Annotated in this window: 13 protein-coding genes; 9 read left to right on the top strand and 4 right to left on the bottom strand. The window is 71.8% G+C overall.

Annotation, left to right across the window (positions count from 1 at the left end):
- The first annotated feature begins 42 nt into the window (after positions 1 to 42).
- Both lepA and DC008_RS11005 read left to right on the top strand, forming a co-directional pair.
- On the top strand, positions 43 to 1,911 hold the full coding sequence (gene lepA / locus DC008_RS11010) for a translation elongation factor 4 (RefSeq protein ID WP_108706823.1): 1,869 nt from the start codon (positions 43 to 45) through the stop codon (positions 1,909 to 1,911).
- 238 nt (positions 1,912 to 2,149) lie between these two features.
- Positions 2,150 to 4,024 carry an AMP-dependent synthetase/ligase gene (locus DC008_RS11005; protein WP_108706822.1) on the top strand — a complete coding sequence of 625 codons (1,875 nt, stop codon included), beginning with the start codon at positions 2,150 to 2,152 and terminating at the stop codon, positions 4,022 to 4,024.
- 30 nt (positions 4,025 to 4,054) lie between these two features.
- Here the strand turns inward: DC008_RS11005 and DC008_RS11000 are convergent, their stop codons facing one another.
- Positions 4,055 to 4,630, bottom strand: a complete 576-nt coding sequence (locus DC008_RS11000) for a response regulator (RefSeq protein WP_108706821.1) — start codon at positions 4,628 to 4,630, stop codon at positions 4,055 to 4,057.
- 11 nt (positions 4,631 to 4,641) lie between these two features.
- Complete coding sequence (locus DC008_RS10995; protein WP_208645843.1) at positions 4,642 to 8,724, bottom strand: HAMP domain-containing protein; 4,083 nt, start codon at positions 8,722 to 8,724, stop codon at positions 4,642 to 4,644.
- Between the two features lie 102 nt (positions 8,725 to 8,826).
- Between DC008_RS10995 and DC008_RS10990 the strand changes: the two genes are divergently transcribed.
- Positions 8,827 to 11,001: an ATP-binding SpoIIE family protein phosphatase gene (locus tag DC008_RS10990; RefSeq protein ID WP_108706819.1), complete on the top strand. Its 2,175-nt coding sequence runs from the start codon at positions 8,827 to 8,829 to the stop codon at positions 10,999 to 11,001.
- A gap of 27 nt (positions 11,002 to 11,028) precedes the next feature.
- Positions 11,029 to 12,261: a radical SAM family heme chaperone HemW gene (hemW, locus tag DC008_RS10985; protein WP_108706818.1), complete on the top strand. Its 1,233-nt coding sequence runs from the start codon at positions 11,029 to 11,031 to the stop codon at positions 12,259 to 12,261.
- Between the two features lie 28 nt (positions 12,262 to 12,289).
- Here hemW and DC008_RS10980 read toward each other — a convergent pair whose 3' ends face one another.
- Both DC008_RS10980 and DC008_RS10975 read right to left on the bottom strand, forming a co-directional pair.
- Positions 12,290 to 13,102: a DUF3097 domain-containing protein gene (locus DC008_RS10980; RefSeq protein WP_108706817.1), complete on the bottom strand. Its 813-nt coding sequence runs from the start codon at positions 13,100 to 13,102 to the stop codon at positions 12,290 to 12,292.
- A 31-nt stretch (positions 13,103 to 13,133) separates the two neighbouring features.
- On the bottom strand, positions 13,134 to 13,877 hold the full coding sequence (locus tag DC008_RS10975; RefSeq protein WP_108706816.1) for an MBL fold metallo-hydrolase: 744 nt from the start codon (positions 13,875 to 13,877) through the stop codon (positions 13,134 to 13,136).
- Positions 13,878 to 14,043: 166 nt separating this feature from the next.
- Here DC008_RS10975 and hrcA point away from each other — a divergent pair, with 166 nt between their 5' ends.
- The 5 genes from hrcA (at position 14,044) to DC008_RS10950 (ending at position 18,777) form a co-directional block, all read left to right on the top strand.
- Complete coding sequence (hrcA, locus tag DC008_RS10970) at positions 14,044 to 15,060, top strand: heat-inducible transcriptional repressor HrcA (RefSeq protein WP_055620965.1); 1,017 nt, start codon at positions 14,044 to 14,046, stop codon at positions 15,058 to 15,060.
- Positions 15,061 to 16,197, top strand: a complete 1,137-nt coding sequence (dnaJ, locus tag DC008_RS10965; RefSeq protein WP_108706815.1) for a molecular chaperone DnaJ — start codon at positions 15,061 to 15,063, stop codon at positions 16,195 to 16,197.
- A 78-nt stretch (positions 16,198 to 16,275) separates the two neighbouring features.
- Positions 16,276 to 17,403, top strand: a complete 1,128-nt coding sequence (locus tag DC008_RS10960) for a nitronate monooxygenase (RefSeq protein WP_108706814.1) — start codon at positions 16,276 to 16,278, stop codon at positions 17,401 to 17,403.
- Positions 17,400 to 18,155 carry a 16S rRNA (uracil(1498)-N(3))-methyltransferase gene (locus DC008_RS10955; RefSeq protein ID WP_108706813.1) on the top strand — a complete coding sequence of 252 codons (756 nt, stop codon included), beginning with the start codon at positions 17,400 to 17,402 and terminating at the stop codon, positions 18,153 to 18,155. The genes DC008_RS10960 and DC008_RS10955 overlap by 4 nt, the downstream gene beginning before the upstream one ends.
- A gap of 85 nt (positions 18,156 to 18,240) precedes the next feature.
- Positions 18,241 to 18,777: a hypothetical protein gene (locus tag DC008_RS10950; protein WP_108706812.1), complete on the top strand. Its 537-nt coding sequence runs from the start codon at positions 18,241 to 18,243 to the stop codon at positions 18,775 to 18,777.
- Positions 18,778 to 18,840 lie beyond the last annotated feature (63 nt).

The following is an 18,840-nucleotide window of genomic DNA, read 5'->3' as shown; positions in this document are numbered from 1 at the left end:
TCCGACCCGAGGCATAAGGCGCCTCAAGAGACAGGACCCTGCGTGCCCGCGACCCCTAACAATGTGCCCGAGCCGAGCCGTACCGACCCGGCTCTGATCCGCAATTTCTGCATCATCGCGCACATCGACCACGGCAAGTCCACGCTCGCCGACCGGATGCTCCAGCTGACCGGTGTGGTCGAGCAGCGGCAGATGCGTGCTCAGTACCTCGACCGGATGGACATCGAGCGCGAGCGCGGCATCACGATCAAGTCCCAGGCGGTGCGGCTGCCGTGGGCTCCCACCCACGACCCCGGCAACACGCACATCCTCAACATGATCGACACCCCGGGGCACGTCGACTTCACCTACGAGGTCTCGCGGTCGCTCGCCGCCTGCGAGGGGACCATCCTCCTCGTCGACGCCGCCCAGGGCATCGAGGCCCAGACCCTCGCCAACCTCTACCTGGCGATGGAGAACGACCTCACGATCATCCCCGTGCTGAACAAGATCGACCTGCCGGCCGCGCAGCCCGAGAAGTTCGCCGAGGAGCTCGCCAACCTGGTCGGCTGCGACCCGAGCGACGTGCTCAAGGTGTCCGCGAAGACCGGGCTCGGTGTCGACGCGCTGCTCGACAAGGTCGTGGCCGAGGTGCCCGGCCCGGTGGGCGTCGCGGACGCCCCCGCCCGCGCGATGATCTTCGACTCGGTCTACGACTCCTACCGCGGTGTCGTGACGTACGTCCGTGTCATCGACGGCCAGCTCAACAAGCGCGAGCGCATCAAGATGATGTCGACCGGCGCCACCCACGAGCTGCTGGAGATCGGGACGAACTCACCCGAGATGCTCCCGGCCGACGGCCTGGGCGTCGGTGAGGTGGGCTACCTCATCACCGGTGTGAAGGACGTCCGCCAGTCCAAGGTCGGTGACACCGTCACCAGCCAGCACAAGGGGGCCACGGAGGCGCTCGGGGGCTACAAGGACCCCAAGCCCATGGTCTTCTCCGGCCTGTACCCGCTGGACGGCTCCGACTACCCGGAGCTGCGCGAGGCCCTGGACAAGCTGCAGCTCAACGACGCCGCGCTGGTCTACGAGCCGGAGACCTCCGCCGCCCTCGGCTTCGGTTTCCGCGTCGGCTTCCTCGGCCTGCTGCACCTGGACGTGATCCGGGAGAGGCTGGAGCGCGAGTTCGGCCTCGACCTGATCGCGACCGCGCCGAACGTGGTCTACCGGGTCGTGATGGAGGACGGCAGCGAGCACACCGTCACCAACCCGAGCGAGTTCCCCGAGGGCAAGATCAACGAGGTGTACGAGCCGGTCGTGCGCGCCACGATCCTCGCGCCCACCGAGTTCATCGGCTCGATCATGGAGCTGTGCCAGACCCGGCGCGGCACCCTGCTCGGCATGGACTACCTCTCCGAGGACCGGGTGGAGATCCGCTACACCCTGCCGCTCGCGGAGATCGTCTTCGACTTCTTCGACCAGCTGAAGTCCAAGACCCGCGGCTACGCCTCGCTGGACTACGAGCCCACGGGCGAGCAGACCTCCAGCCTGGTCAAGGTCGACATCCTGCTGCACGGCGACAAGGTGGACGCCTTCTCGGCGATCACCCACAAGGACGCCGCGTACGCGTACGGGGTGCGGCTCGTCGCCAAGCTGCGCGAGCTGATCCCGCGGCAGGCCTTCGAGGTGCCGATCCAGGCGGCCATCGGCTCCCGGGTGATCGCCCGCGAGACCATCCGCGCCATCCGCAAGGACGTCCTCGCCAAGTGCTACGGCGGTGACATCTCCCGGAAGCGCAAGCTGCTGGAGAAGCAGAAGGAAGGCAAGAAGCGGATGAAGATGGTGGGTTCCGTGGAGGTTCCCCAGGAGGCCTTCATCGCCGTGTTGAGCAGCGATGACAGCGCGGGGTCGGGCAAGGGCAAGAAGTAACCGCGGGTAACACTCCGTGACCCGGCAAATCGCCGCATGAAGGGTCCGTCGTGCGAAAGCACGGCGGGCCCTTTTGTGTGCGCGTCGTGCCCGTTCGGAGGAAGTGACAGGGCGCAGGCTCTTACGCAGGGGGCCGTCGACCTTTAACCTGATCCCTGCTCGATAGTTACTCGCGAGTTAAACAAGCGCGAGTGGAACGTGGAACCAGCCGCACCGTCGCGGGCCCCCGGAGGATGTCGTGAGCGACACACAGACACTGATCGAGAACCGTCCGCCGAGCGTGGCGACCCTCTTCCTGGAGCGCGTGGCCGCCACGCCGGATGCCGAGGCGTACCGCTATCCCACTCCGCCCGCGTCGGGGGAGGGCCCCGACGACTGGAAGTCGCTGACCTGGGCGCAGGCCGCCGAGCGGGTGCACGCCATCGCCGCCGGGCTCATCGAGCTGGGGGTCCAGCCCGAGCAGCGGGTCGCCCTCGCCTCCTCCACCCGGATCGAGTGGATCCTCGCCGACCTGGGCATCATGTGCGCCGGCGCCGCCACGACCACCGTCTATCCGCAGACCAACGCCGAGGAGTCGGCGTTCATCCTCGCGGACTCCGAGAGCCGGGTGCTGATCGCCGAGGACGCGGCACAGGTCGCCAAGGCGCGCGAGAAGCGCGCAGAGCTGCCGCAGCTCCTCCAGGTCGTGGTCGTCGACCCGGCCGGCGTCGAGACCGACGACTGGGTGATCGCCCTCTCCGAGCTGGAGGCGCGCGGCGCCGCCCGGCTGGAGAAGGAGCCCGGGCTGATCAAGCAGCGGGTCGGCGCGATCACCAAGGACCAGCTCGCCACCCTCATCTACACCTCCGGCACCACCGGTCGCCCCAAGGGGGTGCGCCTGCCGCACGACAACTGGTCGTACATGGCCAAGGCGATCGCCGCGACCGGCCTGGTCGGCGGGGACGACGTGCAGTACCTGTGGCTGCCGCTCGCCCACGTCTTCGGCAAGGTGCTCACCTCCGGCCAGATCGAGGTCGGCCATGTCACCGCAGTCGACGGCCGGGTCGACAAGATCATCGAGAATCTGCCGGTCGTGAAGCCGACCTACATGGCCGCCGTGCCGCGCATCTTCGAGAAGGTCTACAACGGCGTCGCCGCCAAGGCGAAGGCCGGCGGGGGCGCCAAGTACAAGATCTTCCGGTGGGCCGCGGGTGTCGCCCGTGAGTACGCCAAGGTCACCCAGGACAACTTCCGGCGCACCGGCACCGCGACCGCCCCGGCCGGACTGCGCGCCAAGCACGCCGTCGCCGACAAGCTCGTCTACGCCAAGATCCGCGAGGCCTTCGGCGGCAACCTGCGCGCCTGCGTCTCCGGCTCGGCCGCCCTCGCGCCCGAGATCGGCTACTTCTTCTCCGGCGCCGGCATCCACATCCTGGAGGGCTACGGCCTCACCGAGTCGTCCGCCGCGTCCTTCGTGAACCCGGGCGAGGCGTACCGCACCGGCACGGTCGGCAAGCCGCTGCCCGGCACCGAGGTCCGTATCGCCGACGACGGCGAGATCCTGCTGCGCGGCCCCGGCATCATGCAGGGCTACCACGGCCTGCCTGAGAAGACCGCCGAGGTCCTGGAGGCCGACGGCTGGTTCCACACCGGTGACATCGGCGAGCTGTCCCCGGACGGCTACCTGCGCATCACGGACCGCAAGAAGGACCTCATCAAGACGTCCGGCGGCAAGTACATCGCGCCCGCCGAGGTCGAGGGCCAGTTCAAGGCGGTCTGCCCGTACGTCTCGAACATCCTTGTGCACGGCGCCGACCGGAACTTCTGCACCGCGCTGATCGCGCTCGACGAGATCGCGCTCCAGCCGTGGGCCGAGGAGAACGGGCTGGCCGGCAAGCCGTACGCCGAGATCGTGGCCGCGCCGCAGACCGTCGCCATGGTCGACGCCTATGTGCAGCAGCTCAACGCCGGGCTGCAGAAGTGGCAGACGATCAAGAAGTTCCGGCTGCTGCCGCGCGACCTCGACGTCGAGCACGGTGAGATCACGCCGAGCCTCAAGCTCAAGCGGCCCGTCGTGGAGCGCGAGTACAAGGACCTCATCGAGGAGATGTACGCGGGCACGCGGGAGGCCTGACCCCTCCGGCGGGGGACCGCACGGCGCCCGTCAGGTGCCGTGCGGTCCGGTCGCCAGCTCCCGCAGCTCCCGGACCCGGTCGCGCAGCGTCGCGGTGTCCGGCGGGTCCTGCCGGTCCAGTTCCCGCTCCAGGGCGTCCAGGCGTATGAGGAACTCGGTGGCGCGCGGCGGCCTGCGCGCCAGCAGCCGGGCCAGCTGCTGGTTCTTGCGGTGCAGCTCCAGGAACACGCTGACCTTGGCGCGCAGCACCCATGGGTCGAACGGCTTCGTCACATAGTCGGCGGCCCCCGTGGCGTACCCGCGGAACGCGAAGCCCGGCTCGTCGTCCGCGCCGGTCAGGAAGATGATCGGGACGTCCTTGGTCTGGTCGAGCCGCTTGATGTTCGCGGCGGTCTCGAACCCGTCCATGCCCGGCATCCGCACATCGAGCAGCACCAGCGCGAACCGCTGCCGCAGCAGCGCCTTCATCGCCTCCTCACCCGACCGCGCCCGGACGAGAGGCTCGTTGAGGGACCCGAGCACGGCCTCCAGGGCGATCAGGTTGTCCTCCATGTCGTCGACCAGAAGGATGCCGGCGCGCTCGTCGGCCGTTGCCTCAGCGATCATGGGAAAAAGCCTCATTCGGTGATGGTGGACGGGACCTCTTCGGGGTCCAGGAGGTCGCAGACGACGGTGAGCAGCTGGTCCACGTCCACCGGTTTCGGTACGTAGTCGTTGGCGCCCCGCGCGATGGACTTCTCCCGGTCGCCGGGCATCGCCTTCGCGGTCAGGGCGACGATCGGCAGGTCCGCCCAGCGCGGGGTGCGGCGGATGGCGGAGATCGTCTCGTAGCCGTCCATCTCCGGCATCATGATGTCCATCAGGACCAGCTCGACGTCCGGTGCGCGCTCCAGCGTCTCGATGCCCTCACGGCCGTTCTCCGCGTACAGCACCGGCATGCCGACCCGGCCCAGGACATGGGTGAGCGCGAAGACGTTGCGGATGTCGTCGTCGACGATCAGCACCCTGCGGCCCGGCAGCACCCGGCCCGGGCGGCCGGTCTGCCAGGACTCCAGCTTGGCCGGCGCCGGCCAGGAGTCGTCCGGTTCGTGGAGCGCCGCGAACGGCTCCGCCGACAGCTGCTGCGGCACCGGTGGCAGCCGCTGCTCGCCCAGCGCGCCGGTCATGGAGTGCCCGGGACTGACGACCGGCACGTACAGGGTGAACGTGGAGCCCCGCCCCGGTTCGCTCTCGGCGACGATACGGCCGCCCAGCAGGCCCGCGATCTCCCGGCTGATGGACAGGCCGAGCCCGGTGCCGCCGTACTTGCGGTTGGTGGTGCCGTCGGCCTGCTGGAACGCCTCGAAGATCACCGGCAGCTTCTCGGGGGCGATGCCGATGCCGGTGTCCGTCACCGCGAACGCGATGATCTCCTCGCCGTCGGCATCGGGATCGCGTACCCGGCCGACCCGCAGCTCCACCTTGCCGGACGCGGTGAACTTGATCGCGTTGGACAGCAGGTTGCGCAGGATCTGCTGGAGGCGCTGCTCGTCGGAGTACATCTCGCGCGGCACGTCCTCGCCGACCCGCACCTCGAAGGCGAGCCCTCGGTCCAGGGTGAGCGGGCGGAACGTGGCGTGGACGTAGTCCAGCAGCTTGATCAGAGGCAGCCGCTTCGGGCGTACGTCCATCCGGCCCGCCTCGATCTTCGACAGGTCCAGGATGTCGTTGATCAGCTGGAGCAGATCCGAGCCGGAGCGGTGGATCGTCGTCGCGAACTGCACCTCCTGGTCGGACAGCCGCCCGTCCGGGTTGTCGGAGAGCAGCCGGGCGAGGATCAGCAGCGAGTTCAGTGGGGTGCGCAGCTCGTGCGACATGTTCGCCAGGAACTCCGACTTGTACTGCGAGCTGGTGGCCAGCAGGGCCGCCTTCTCCTCCAGTTCGGCGTTGGAGCGCTGGAGCTCCGCCTGCTGCATCTGCAGTTCGTCCGAGCGCTCCTGGAGCTGCCGGGCCAGCCGTTGGGACTCGCCGAGCAGCGACTCCGTACGGGAGTTGGCGATGATCGTGTTGATGGCGACCGCGATGGTGTTCACGAACTGGTCGAAGAACGCCAGGTGCACATCGGAGAAGCGGGAGAACGACGCCAGCTCGATCACCCCGAGGAGCTTGTCCTCGAACAGGATCGGGATGATGACGACGCTGGTGGGGGCGGCCTCGCCGAGCCCGCTCGCGATCCTGATGTAGTCCGGCGGGGCCTCCTCGACCAGGATCCGCTTCTTCTCCCGGGCCGCCTGCCGGACCAGCCCGTGCACCGGCAGGCCGCCGGTCTCGAGCGTGGTGCCCTGGGCGGAGCCGTACCCGGCGATGAACGCGAGCCCCTTGCCGGGCACGGTGGTGGGCAGCGCTGCGTCCTCCTCGTCCGGGTCGGCCAGGAAGAACGCCCCGTACTGGGCGTTGACCAGCGGCGTCAGTTCGCGCAGCAGCAGGTCGGCGACCTCCATCAGATCGCGGTGGCCCTGCATCAGCGCGGCGAGCCGGGCCAGGTTGGACTCCAGCCAGTCCTTGGCGCGGGTCGTCTCGCGCAGATTGGCCACCATCAGGTTGATGTTGTCCTTCAGCTCGGCGACCTCGCCGCGCGCCTCGACCGTGATCGACCGGGACATGTCGCCCTGCGCGACGGCGGAGGCCACCTCGGCGATCGCGCGGACCTGGGTGGTGAGGTTCGAGGCGAGCTCGTTGACGTTCGTCGTCAGCCGCTTCCAGGTGCCGTACACGCCCTCCACCCGGGCCTGCCCGCCGAGCTGTCCGGCCGAGCCGACCTCGCGGGCCACCCGCGTGACCTCGGAGGAGAAGGAGGAGAGGGTGTCGACCATCGTGTTGATGGCGGTCTTCAGCTCCAGGATCTCGCCGCGCGCGTCGACGTCGATCTTCTTCGACAGGTCGCCGTTGGCGACGGCGGTGGTGACCTGGGCGATGTTGCGGACCTGGGAGGTCAGGTTGTCCGCCATGGAGTTGACGTTGTCGGTGAGGTCCTTCCAGACGCCGGAGACCCCCAGCACCTGCGCCCGGCCGCCGAGCCGGCCGTCGGTGCCGACCTCACGGGCGACCCGGGTCACCTCGTCGGCGAAGGCCCGTAGCTGCTGCACCATCGTGTTGACGGTGTCCTTGAGTTCGAGGATCTCGCCGCGCGCGTCCACGGTGATCTTCTTCGACAGGTCGCCGTTGGCGACGGCCGTCGTCACCTGGGCGATGTTGCGGACCTGCGAGGTCAGGTTCAGCGCCATGAAGTTGACGTTGTCGGTGAGGTCCTTCCAGACGCCGGAGACGCCGCGGACCTGGGCCTGACCGCCGAGGTTGCCCTCGGTGCCGACCTCGCGGGCGACGCGGGTGACCTCGTCGGCGAACGCGGAGAGCTGGTCGACCATGGTGTTGATCGTCGACTTCAGCTCCAGGATCTCCCCCTTCGCCTCCACGGTGATCTTCTTGCCGAGGTCGCCCTGGGCGACGGCGGTGGACACCAGCGCGATGTTGCGGACCTGGGAAGTGAGGTTGTCCGCCATGAAGTTGACGTTGTCGGTGAGGTCCTTCCAGACGCCGGAGACGCCGCGGACCTGGGCCCGGCCGCCGAGGTTGCCCTCGGTGCCGACCTCGCGGGCGACGCGGGTGACCTCGTCGGCGAACGCGGAGAGCTGGTCGACCATGGTGTTGATCGTCGACTTCAGCTCCAGGATCTCGCCCTTGGCGTCGACGGTGATCTTCTGGCTGAGGTCGCCGTTGGCGACGGCGGTGGTGACCTGGGCGATGTTGCGGACCTGCGAGGTCAGGTTCGACGCCATGAAGTTGACGTTGTCGGTGAGGTCCTTCCAGACCCCGGAGACACCCCGGACCTGGGCCCGGCCGCCCAGTTGACCTTCGGTGCCGACCTCGCGGGCCACCCGGGTCACCTCGTCGGCGAACGCGGAGAGCTGCTCGACCATCGTGTTGACCGTCAGCTTCAGTTCCAGCAGCTCGCCCGTCGCCTCCACGGTGACCGTACGGGTCAGATCGCCCCGTGCCACCGCCGTCGTCACCAGCGCGATGTCCCGCACCTGGGCCGTCAGCCGGGATGCCATCGTGTTGACCGCCTCGGTGACGTCCCGCCAACTGCCCGACAATCGGCGGACCTTGGCGCGGCCGCCGAGCCGGCCCTCGGTGCCGACCTCGCGGGCCACCCGGGTCACCTCGCCGGTGAACAGGGAGAGCTGGTCGACCATCGTGTTCACGGCTCGGCCGAGGCGGCGCAGATCGCCGCGCAACTGGCGGCTGCCGTCGTGCAGGTCGACGCGCTGGGTGAGGTCGCCGCCCGCCACCGCGTCGAGCACCCGGGTCGCGTTGGCGGCCGGTGCCACGAGGGCGTCCAGGACGACGTTGACGTCGTCGACGCGGGTCGTCCAGTCGCCCTGGCCCGGGCTCGCCGAGAGCCGCTCGTCGAGCCGGCCGTAGCGCACCAGCTCCCGTTTGACCCGCTGCATCTCCCCGTTGAAGTGGGTGCTTCGGTCCATGATCTGGTTGAAGACGGCGGTCAGTTCGGCCACCATGCCGTCCCCGGTCTCGGGGAGCCTGCGGAATTCGCCGTCGCGCGCCGCGGTCATCGCGGCGAGCAGGGGGCGCAGCTCCGCCGCTCGAATTCGGCCGTCAATCGGTCCGTCTTCGAGCACAGGCGTAGCACGGTTCTCACTCATGGCGGCCCACTTCGGTAACTCGGTGCTTATGGGCGCGGCCAGTCTGTCACTCTGTCGGCGTCGTCCGAGGCGTATTCGTTCGAACTGCTCGGGGAGCTGTCGATGGGGGCCATTCCGGTGCAACGGGAGACCGTCACCCGTGCCTCTGATGCGCCCGCACACGGGGAGGACGCGCCCCCTCGCGCCCAGGACGCGCCCGCGCACGCCCCGAGCGCGCCTGCGCACGGAGGCCCGCGCGTCGGTGCGCCCGCGCACCCTACGGACGCGCCCGCGCACCGCACGGACGCCCCTGGGCATCGCACGGACGCCCCTGCACGCCCGACCGCCGCCCCCGCGCACCCCTTACCGACCGCCGAGACCCGCGCCACCCTCCCCGGCAGCCCCCTCTCCCCGGGCACCGCCCGCACCTTCCTGCGCTCCGCCCTGACCGAGTGGGCGTCCTCCGGCCTCCCCGGCGCGGACCGCATCCGCGAGCGCCAGACCCAGGACGCCGTCCTGGCCGTCAGCGAACTCGTCACCAACGCCGTCGTCCACGCCGGCACCGACGTCCAGCTCACCTGCCGGCTGGAGCCGGACACCGGCGCCCTGGTCGTCGAGGTCCAGGACCGCCACCCCTCGCGCGCCCCGCGCGACACGGAGCCCGACGGGCCGTACGACACCCCGGAGCACGGGCGCGGACTGCGTCTGGTGGCCCGGCTCGCCGAGTCCTGGGGCGTCACCTACCGCACCGGGGCCAAGACCGTGTGGGCCAGGCTGCCCCCCGAGGACCCCCTGGCGGATCGGGACGGCTCGCGCCCCGGCACGGGGGAGCACACGCCGGACGACGGGTTGCGTGTCGCCGAGATCCTCGCGCCGGAGCCGCCCCCGTCCGAACCGCCCGATCCGGCCGGCGACCACCCCGGGGGCCATCCGGGGGGCCATCCCGGGGAGCACCCCCATCGCGGGGAGCGGGAGCGGGACTGGCTCGACCGCGGCGCCCTGTCCTTTCTCGCCGAGGCGTCCGACCTGCTCGCCGGGCAGCTCGACGAGAACCTGGTCGCCGCGCTCGCCGGCCAGTTGATCGTGCCGCGGCTCGCCGACTGGTGCGCGGTGTGGCTGGAGGACGAGGTCGCCGGGCGCTGGGGCCACGGACACCCCGGCTCCGGCGGGAGCGGCCCGGTGGACGGCACCGGCCCCCGCCTCGCCCGCGTCTGGCACGCCTCGGAGAACCACATCGAGGAGCTGCGCCGCGCCCTGGAGAAGGAGCCCCCGTGCCCGGCGGACGACCACCGCACCGGGCCCGTCACCCACCCCTGGCCCGGCGTGGCACTCGGCGCCCGCGGCGCGCGGGGCACCGCACTCGCCTATCGCCTGATCGCCGGGGGCCGCCCGCTGGGCACGCTGGTCATCGGACGGGCCGGCGTGACGAGCTTCCCGGACGAGATCACCGGGCTCGTGGAGGACCTCGGCCGGCGGGTGGCCCTCGCCATCGGCGCGGCCCGCCAGTACGCGCGGCAGGCCACCATCAGCCGGGTGCTCCAGCGCGGGCTGCTGCCCGGCGCCGTCGCGAAGATCCCCGGCGTGGCCAGCGCGCTGGTCCACGAGCCGTGCGACAAGGGCGGCCCGAGCGGCGACTTCTACGACCTCTTCCCGGCCGGCGACGGCCGCTGGTGCTTCGCCATCGGCGACGTCCAGGGCAAGGGACCCGAGGCGGCCGTGGTGATCGGCATCGCCCGCCCCTGGCTGCGGCTGCTCGCCCGCGAGGGCTACCGCGTCGCCGATGTCCTCGACCGGCTCAACCAGCTGCTCCTGGACGACGCCACGGAGGCCGCCGACGCCGCCGCCCGCGCCCTCGTAGGACCCGTCGCGCCCGGCGACGGCCCGCAGACCCGCTTCCTGTCCCTGCTGTACGGCGAGCTCACCCCGTTCCAGGGCGGTGTCCGCTGCACGCTCGGCTCCGCCGGGCACCCGCTGCCCCTCCTCCTCGGCGCGGACGGCGAGGTCCACTCCGCCGCCCAGCCGCAGACCCTGCTCGGCGTCTTCGAGGACGCCACCTACACCAGCGAGACCTTCGAGCTGCGCTCCGGAGACACCCTGCTCTGTGTGACGGACGGGGTGACGGAGCGGCGCAGCGGCTCCCGCCAGTTCGACGACGGCGACGGCCTCGCGACCGCCCTGGCCGGCTGCGCGGGCCTGGACGCCGAGCTGATCGCGGAACGCATCCGCAGGCTGGTGCACGAGTTCGGCGGCCGCCCGCCGGACGACGATCTCGCCCTGCTGGTGCTGCAGGCCGAGTAGCGCGCGCGGTGCGGGACAATGGAGCCCATGCCCTCCGCACTCCCCGACGGCGAGCCCGTCCCCGCCGACGGCGCGCTGCCCGCGCACGCGCTCACCGGCGCGGCCGACCGCCCCCTCGGTTTCTATCTGCACGTCCCGTACTGCGCGACCCGCTGCGGCTACTGCGACTTCAACACCTACACGGCGACCGAGCTGCGCGGCAGCGGCGGCGTCCTGGCGTCCCGGGACAACTACGCCGAGACCCTCGTCGACGAGATCCGTCTGGCCCGCAAGGTGCTCGGCGACGACCCGCGCGAGGTCCGCACGGTCTTCGTCGGCGGCGGTACGCCCACCCTGCTGGCCGCCGGCGACCTCGTACGGATGCTGGGGGCGATCCGCGACGAGTTCGGGCTGGCGCCGGACGCGGAGATCACCACCGAGGCCAACCCGGAGTCGGTCGACCCGGCCTATCTGGCCACGCTCCGCGAGGGCGGCTTCAACCGGATCTCGTTCGGCATGCAGAGCGCCAGGCAGCACGTCCTGAAGATCCTCGACCGCACGCACACCCCCGGCCGCCCCGAGGCCTGTGTCGCCGAGGCCCGCGCGGCCGGCTTCGACCATGTGAACCTGGACCTGATCTACGGCACCCCGGGCGAGTCGGACGACGACTGGCGGGCGTCCCTGGAGGCGGCGATCGGCGCCGGGCCCGACCATGTGTCGGCGTACGCCCTGATCGTCGAGGAGGGCACCCAGCTGGCCCGGCGCATCCGCCGCGGCGAGGTCCCGATGACCGACGACGACGTCCACGCCGACCGCTATCTGATCGCCGAGTCCGTCCTGTCCGAGGCGGGCTACGCCTGGTACGAGGTCTCGAACTGGGCGACCTCCGAGGCGGGCCGCTGCCTGCACAACGAGTTGTACTGGCGCGGCGCCGACTGGTGGGGCGCGGGTCCGGGCGCCCACTCCCACGTAGGCGGCGTGCGCTGGTGGAACGTCAAGCACCCCGGCGCATACGCGGCCGCCCTGGCGGAGGGCCGCTCCCCGGGCGCCGGCCGCGAGCTGCTGTCCGAGGAGGACAGAAGGGTCGAAGGCATCCTCCTGGAACTGAGACTCCGCGAGGGCGCCCCCCTGGACCTGCTGCGCGAGCAGGGCCTGGCGGCTTCGCGGCGGGCGCTGAAGGAAGGGCTGCTGAAGGAAGAGCCGTACGCGGAGGGGCGGGCGGTCCTCACCCTGCGAGGACGGCTGCTGGCCGACGCGGTGGTCCGGGACCTGGTGGACTGACCCCTCCGGCGAGTTCCCGAACCCGGTGTCAGTCGCCGCCGCCCGCCGTGACGAAGTCGATCAGTTCCTCCACGCGGCCCAGCAGCTCCGGTTCCAGGTCCTTGTAGGAGCCGACCCGTTTCAGGATGGCCTGCCAGACCGCGCCGGTGTTGTCCGGCGGCCAGCCCAGGGCGCGGCAGACGCCCTTCTTCCAGTCCTGGCCGTGCGGGACCCGGGGCCAGGACTCGATGCCCAGGGACGAGGGCTTCACGGCCTCCCAGATGTCGATGTACGGGTGGCCGACGACCAGCGCGTGCTCGCTGGTCACCGCCTGTGCGATCCGCCACTCCTTCGAGCCCGGCTCCAGGGGGTCCACCAGGACGCCCAGCCGCGCGTCGGGGCCGGGCGCGAAGTCCGCCACGATCGACGGCAGGTCGTCGACGCCCTCCAGGTACTCCACGACCACGCCCTCGATGCGCAGGTCGTCGCCCCACACCTTCTCGACCAGCTCGGCGTCGTGCCGGCCCTCCACATAGATGCGCCCCGCCCGGGCCACCCGCGCCCGCGCGCCGGGGACCGCCACGGAGCCGGACGCCGTGCGTGCCGGGCGGGCCGGGCCCGCCGCCGGCCTCACCAGGGTGACCACGCGGTCCTCCAGCAGAAAGCCCCGGGGCTCCAGCGGGAACACCCGGTGCTTGCCGAAGCGGTCCTCCAGGGTGACCGTGCCCGCCTCGCAGCGGATCACCGCGCCGCAGAAGCCCGTACCGGGCTCCTCGACCACCAGGCCCGGCTCCGCCGGGACCTCGGGCACGGACGTGGGCTTCTTCCAGGGCGGGGTCAGGTCCGGGGAGTACTGGCGCATTCGCACGACGATAGGAGAAGCGGCCCCCCGCTCACCGCGACACGCCGAATCTGGCGGCCAGCCCGTCGCGCTGGCGCCGGACGAACTCCGCGTCCACCACCGCTCCGTGACCGGGTACGTACAGCGCGTCCTCACCGCCGAGGTCCAGCAGCCGGTCCAGCGCGGCCGGCCAGTGCGAGGGCACGGCGTCCGGGCCGGCCTGGGGTTCCCCCGACTCCTCCACCAGGTCGCCGCAGAACACCACCTCCGGGTCGCCGGGGAGCCGGCCCGGCACCAGCACCACCAGATCGTGCGCCGTGTGCGCCGGGCCCACGTTCGCCAGCAGGACCTGCCGCCCGCCGCCGAGGTCCAGCGTCCACTCGCCGCTCACCGGATGGCGGGGCACGACCAGCGCGTCCGCCGCCTCCTCGGCCGCCGCCGCGTCCAGGCCGTGGCGCACCGCGTCCGCGCGCAGCTCCTCGCGCGCGTGCCGCCCCTCCAGGACCGTCCCCATGCCCACCGGCCCGTAGACCTCCGCGCCCGCGAAGGCCGCGGCGCCGAAGACATGATCGAAGTGGGGGTGGGTCAGCGCGAGATGGGTCACACGGTGACCCGTGAGCCACTGCGCCTGCGTCCGCAGCCGCGCCCCCTCCGCGAGGCTCGACCCGGCGTCGACGGCCAGCGCGGCGCCGTCGCCCGCCACCAGCCCCACGGTGCAGTCCCACCCCGGCAGACGGCACCGGCCCACCCCGTCCGCCAACCGCTCCCACCCCAGGTCTTCCCAAGTCACCGTCATACCGCGACGCTAGCCAAGACACCCCCGCCGGGCACGGAGGTGAAACCGACCGGCCTTGCCCGGGGTGCACCCCACCGCCGTACACTGGCCGGGGACGGCTGGCACTCGGACGGACAGAGTGCCAGGAAGGGTGCCAAGAGGACCGACCGCTGGAGGTGTGCGCGAGATGCTGAGTGAACGCAGGCTCCAGGTGCTGCGCGCGATCGTCCAGGACTACGTCGGGACGGAGGAGCCGGTGGGCTCCAAGGCGCTCACCGAGCGGCACAACCTCGGCGTCTCCCCGGCGACCGTACGCAACGACATGGCGGCCCTGGAGGACGAGGGCTACATCGCGCAGCCGCACACCAGCGCCGGGCGCATCCCCACCGACAAGGGCTACCGCCTCTTCGTCGACAAGCTCGCCGGTGTGAAGCCGATGACCCCGCCCGAGCGGCGCGCCATCCAGAACTTCCTCGACGGCGCCGTCGACCTCGACGACGTCGTCGCCCGCACGGTGCGGCTGCTCGCGCAGCTCACCCGGCAGGTCGCCGTCGTCCAGTACCCGTCGCTGACCCGGTCCACCGTCCGGCACGTCGAGCTGCTCTCGCTCGCCCCCGCGCGCGTGATGCTCGTCCTGATCACGGACACCGGCCGGGTCGAGCAGCGGATGATCGACTGCCCGGCCCCCGTCGGCGAGGCCTCGCTCGCGGACCTGCGCGCCCGGCTGAACAGCCGGGTCGCCGGCCGGCGCTTCACCGACGTGCCCCGGCTCGTCGAGGACCTGCCCGAGGCCTTCGACGTCGAGGACCGCGGCACCGTCTCGACCGTGCTCTCCACCCTCCTGGAGACACTCGTCGAGGAGAACGAGGAGCGGCTGATGATCGGCGGCACCGCCAATCTGACCCGCTTCGGACATGACTTCCCCCTCACCATCCGGCCGGTCCTGGAAGCCCTGGAGGAGCAGGTCGTCCTCCTCAAGTTGCTTGGCGAGGCCGGGGATTCGGGCATGACCGTGCGGATCGGGCACGAGAACGCCTACGAGGGACTCAACTCCACGTCCGTGGTCTCGGTGGGCTACGGTTCGGGCGGCGAGGCAGTCGCCAAGCTCGGCGTGGTCGGACCGACCCGCATGGATTACCCGGGAACGATGGGAGCGGTACGCGCAGTGGCACGTTACGTCGGACAGATCCTGGCGGAGTCGTAGGTGGCCACGGACTACTACGCCGTGCTCGGCGTGCGTCGCGACGCGTCGCAGGAAGAGATCAAGAAGGCCTTCCGGCGGCTCGCCCGCGAGCTGCACCCGGACGTCAACCCGGACCCGAAGACCCAGGAGCGGTTCAAGGAGATCAACGCCGCCTACGAGGTGCTGTCGGACCCGCAGAAGAAGCAGGTCTACGACCTCGGCGGCGACCCGCTGTCCCAGGCGGGCGGCGGCGGCGCGGGCGGCTTCGGCGCCGGCGGCTTCGGCAACTTCTCCGACATCATGGACGCGTTCTTCGGCACGGCCTCCCAGCGGGGCCCGCGCTCGAGGACGCGGCGGGGCCAGGACGCGATGATCCGGCTGGAGGTCGAGCTCGACGAGGCGGCCTTCGGCACCACGAAGGACATCCAGGTCGACACCGCCGTCGTCTGCAACACCTGCAGCGGCGAGGGCGCCGCCCCCGGCACCTCCGCCCAGACCTGTGACATGTGCCGCGGTCGCGGCGAGGTGTCGCAGGTGACGCGGTCCTTCCTCGGCCAGGTCATGACCTCGCGCCCCTGCCCGCAGTGCCAGGGCTTCGGCACGGTCGTCCCGACGCCGTGCCCGGAGTGCGCGGGCGACGGACGTGTGCGGTCCCGCCGCACCCTCACCGTCAAGATCCCGGCCGGTGTCGACAACGGCACGCGGATCCAGCTCGCCGGTGAGGGCGAGGTCGGCCCCGGCGGCGGTCCCGCCGGCGACCTCTACGTCGAGATCCACGAGCTGCCGCACAGCACCTTCCAGCGGCGCGGCGACGACCTGCACTGCACCGTCACCATCCCGATGACGGCGGCGGCGCTCGGCACCAAGGTGCCGCTGGAGACGCTGGACGGCATGGAGGAGGTCGACATCCGGCCCGGCACCCAGTCCGGCCAGTCGATCCCGCTGCACGGCCGCGGTGTCACGCATCTGCGCGGCGGCGGCCGGGGCGACCTCGTCGTCCACGTCGAGGTGCAGACCCCGACCAAGCTCGACCCGGAGCAGGAGCGCCTGCTGCGCGAGCTGTCCAAGCTGCGCGGCGAGGAGCGGCCCCAGGGCCAGTTCCAGCCCGGTCAGCAGGGGCTGTTCTCGCGCCTGAAGGACGCCTTCAACGGACGCTGACCCGGACGGCCCGATCCCTTGCCCCGCAAGGGGAAGGGCCGATTCGGACTTGTTCGGGGGACGTGACAACATGCGGTCATGTCCTCCGCACTGACCGATCTCCTGCCTCACCCGATCGTGCAGGCACCCATGGCCGGCGGCGTCTCCCTGCCGCAGCTCGCCGCCGCCGTGTCCGAGGCCGGGGGGCTGGGCTTTCTCGCCGCCGGGTACAAGACGGCCGACGGGATGTACCAGGAGATCAAGCAGCTGCGGAGCCTGACCCAGCGCCCCTTCGGCGTCAACCTCTTCATGCCCCAGCCGGAGTATCCCGGTGCAAGCACCGGCTCCACCGGAGCGGCCGGCGCCGCACCCTCCAATGCGGCGGCCGTCGACGTCTACGCCCACCAGCTGGCCGGTGAGGCCGCCTGGTACGAGACCGAGCTGGGGGACCGTGACAGCGGCCGGGACGACGGCTACGACGCCAAGCTCGCCGTGCTGCTCGACAACCCGGTGCCGGTCGTCTCCTTCCACTTCGGCGTCCCCGGCGCCGACGTGCTGGAGTCCCTCCGGCGCGCCGGGACCTTCACGCTCGTCACGGCCACCACCCCGGACGAGGCCCTCGCCGTCGAGCGGGCCGGCGCGGACGCCGTGATCGCCCAGGGCGTCGAGGCCGGCGGCCACCAGGGCACCCATCGCGACAACCCGGAGGCCGAGTGCGCCGGGCTCGGCGTGCTGACCCTGGTCTCCCAGATCCGGGAGACCGTGAACATCCCCGTGGTCGCCGCCGGGGGCATCATGCGGGGCAGCCAGATCGCCGCCGTCCTCGCCGCCGGTGCCACGGCCGCCCAGCTCGGTACCGCCTTCCTGGCCACCCATGAGTCCGGCGCGAACGCCGTGCACAAGCAGGCGCTCACCAACCCGCTGTTCACCCGGACCGAGCTGACCCGCGCCTTCACCGGCCGCCCCGCCCGCGGCCTCGTCAACCGCTTCCTGCGCGAGCACGGCCCGTACGCCCCCGCGGCCTACCCCGAGGTGCACCACCTGACCGCGCCGCTGCGCAAGAAGGCCGCCGCCTCCGGCGACGCGCAGGGCATGGCGCTGTGGGCCGGGCAGGGCCACCGCCAGGCCCGGGAGCTGCCCGCGGGCCGGCTCGTGGAGGTCCTGGCCGTCGAGCTCGAGGCGGCCTCGACAGCGTTGTCCGCCCACCCGAAGGGACCCTCCCGATGACCGCGCCCGTCTTCGTCGTCGACACCCTGGAGCCCACCGGGGCCCCGCGCGGTCCGTACGTCCTCGACGGGCCCGAGGGGCGGCACGCCGTGTCCGTGAAGCGGCTGCGGCCCGGCGAGGCGGTCGTCCTCACCGACGGCCTGGGGCACTGGGCCGAGGGCGTCGTCACCGCCGCCGAGGGCAAGGACCGGCTCGTCGTCGACCTGGGCGCCGTCGCGGAGGAGCCCGCCCCCCGGCCGACGATCACCGTCGTGCAGGCGCTGCCCAAGGGCGACCGGGGCGAACTGGCCGTCGAGACCATGACCGAGACCGGCGTCGACCGGATCGTGCCGTGGGCGGCCTCGCGCTGCATCACCCAGTGGAAGGGCGAGCGCGGCGCGAAGGCCCTCGGCAAGTGGCGGGCCACCGCCCGCGAGGCCGGCAAGCAGTCGCGCCGGGTGCGCTTCCCCGAGGTCATGGACGCGGCGACGACCAAGCAGGTCGCCGGCCTTCTCGCGGAGGCCGCGTTCGCCGCCGTGCTGCACGAGGACCGGGACTACGGCAGCCGGCCGCTGGCGACCGCCGAACTGCCCGCCGACGGCGACCTGGTGCTCGTCGTCGGACCCGAAGGGGGCGTCTCCCCCGAGGAGCTGGCCCTGTTCGAGGCGGCGGGCGCGTCGGCGTACCGGCTCGGGCGGTCCGTGCTGCGCACCTCCACCGCCGGGACCGCCGCGACGGCCCTGCTGCTGGGCCGCACCGGCCGCTGGTCCTGACCGAGCGCGCCGCCGGGGGAGGGGAGCCCACAGTGGCCGTATGCGCCCTACCGCGCCGCGCGGGACAGTGGCAGGCTGCCCTCCCATGGGGGTATCGCACAGGATCCGGAGCCGTGCGGCACGAGGGATCGCCGTCACGGCGCTCGCCGTCCTCGGAGCCGGCGGCATCGCCGCCTGCGATCCGGGCGGACTGAGCGCCGCGTCCGTGGCGTTCACGACCGACCAGACCGTGACCAAGGAGCTGGAGCGGCAGAAGGCCGACGTCCAGTGGCTGAACTGCACCGGCTCCTACGACGGCGGAGGCGGCGGCAGTTCGCCGAAGGCCGGTGAGCGGACGGTCGTCAAGGTCGACTGCGAGGGCGAGACCTCCGACGGCAGGGACATCACCGTCACGGGCCGGATCACCCGCGCCGTCAGCGGCTCCTGCGTACGTGGCGATCTGGTCGCCGAGGTCGGCGGCAAGGAGTGGTTCCACGTCAACGGGCTCGGCCGGTGCGACAGCACCCCGTCCCCGGTGGGCCCCGGCGACGGAGGGCAGCAGCCCGGCCCGACCGTCACCGTCACCGTGACGAAGACCGTGTACTGCCAGGAGCGCCCGAACTGCTGGCCGGAGGGCAAGTGAGCGGTCGGCCACCGGACCGTGGGGAACTGTCCCGAAGCCCTGTCCCGAGCAGCCGCGCTTCCC

The sequence above is a fragment of the Streptomyces nigra genome (assembly GCF_003074055.1).
Lineage (GTDB): Bacteria > Actinomycetota > Actinomycetes > Streptomycetales > Streptomycetaceae > Streptomyces > Streptomyces nigra.
The sequence above is the reverse complement of the archived record's forward strand: the minus strand, read 5'-3'. Positions and strand labels throughout refer to the sequence as shown.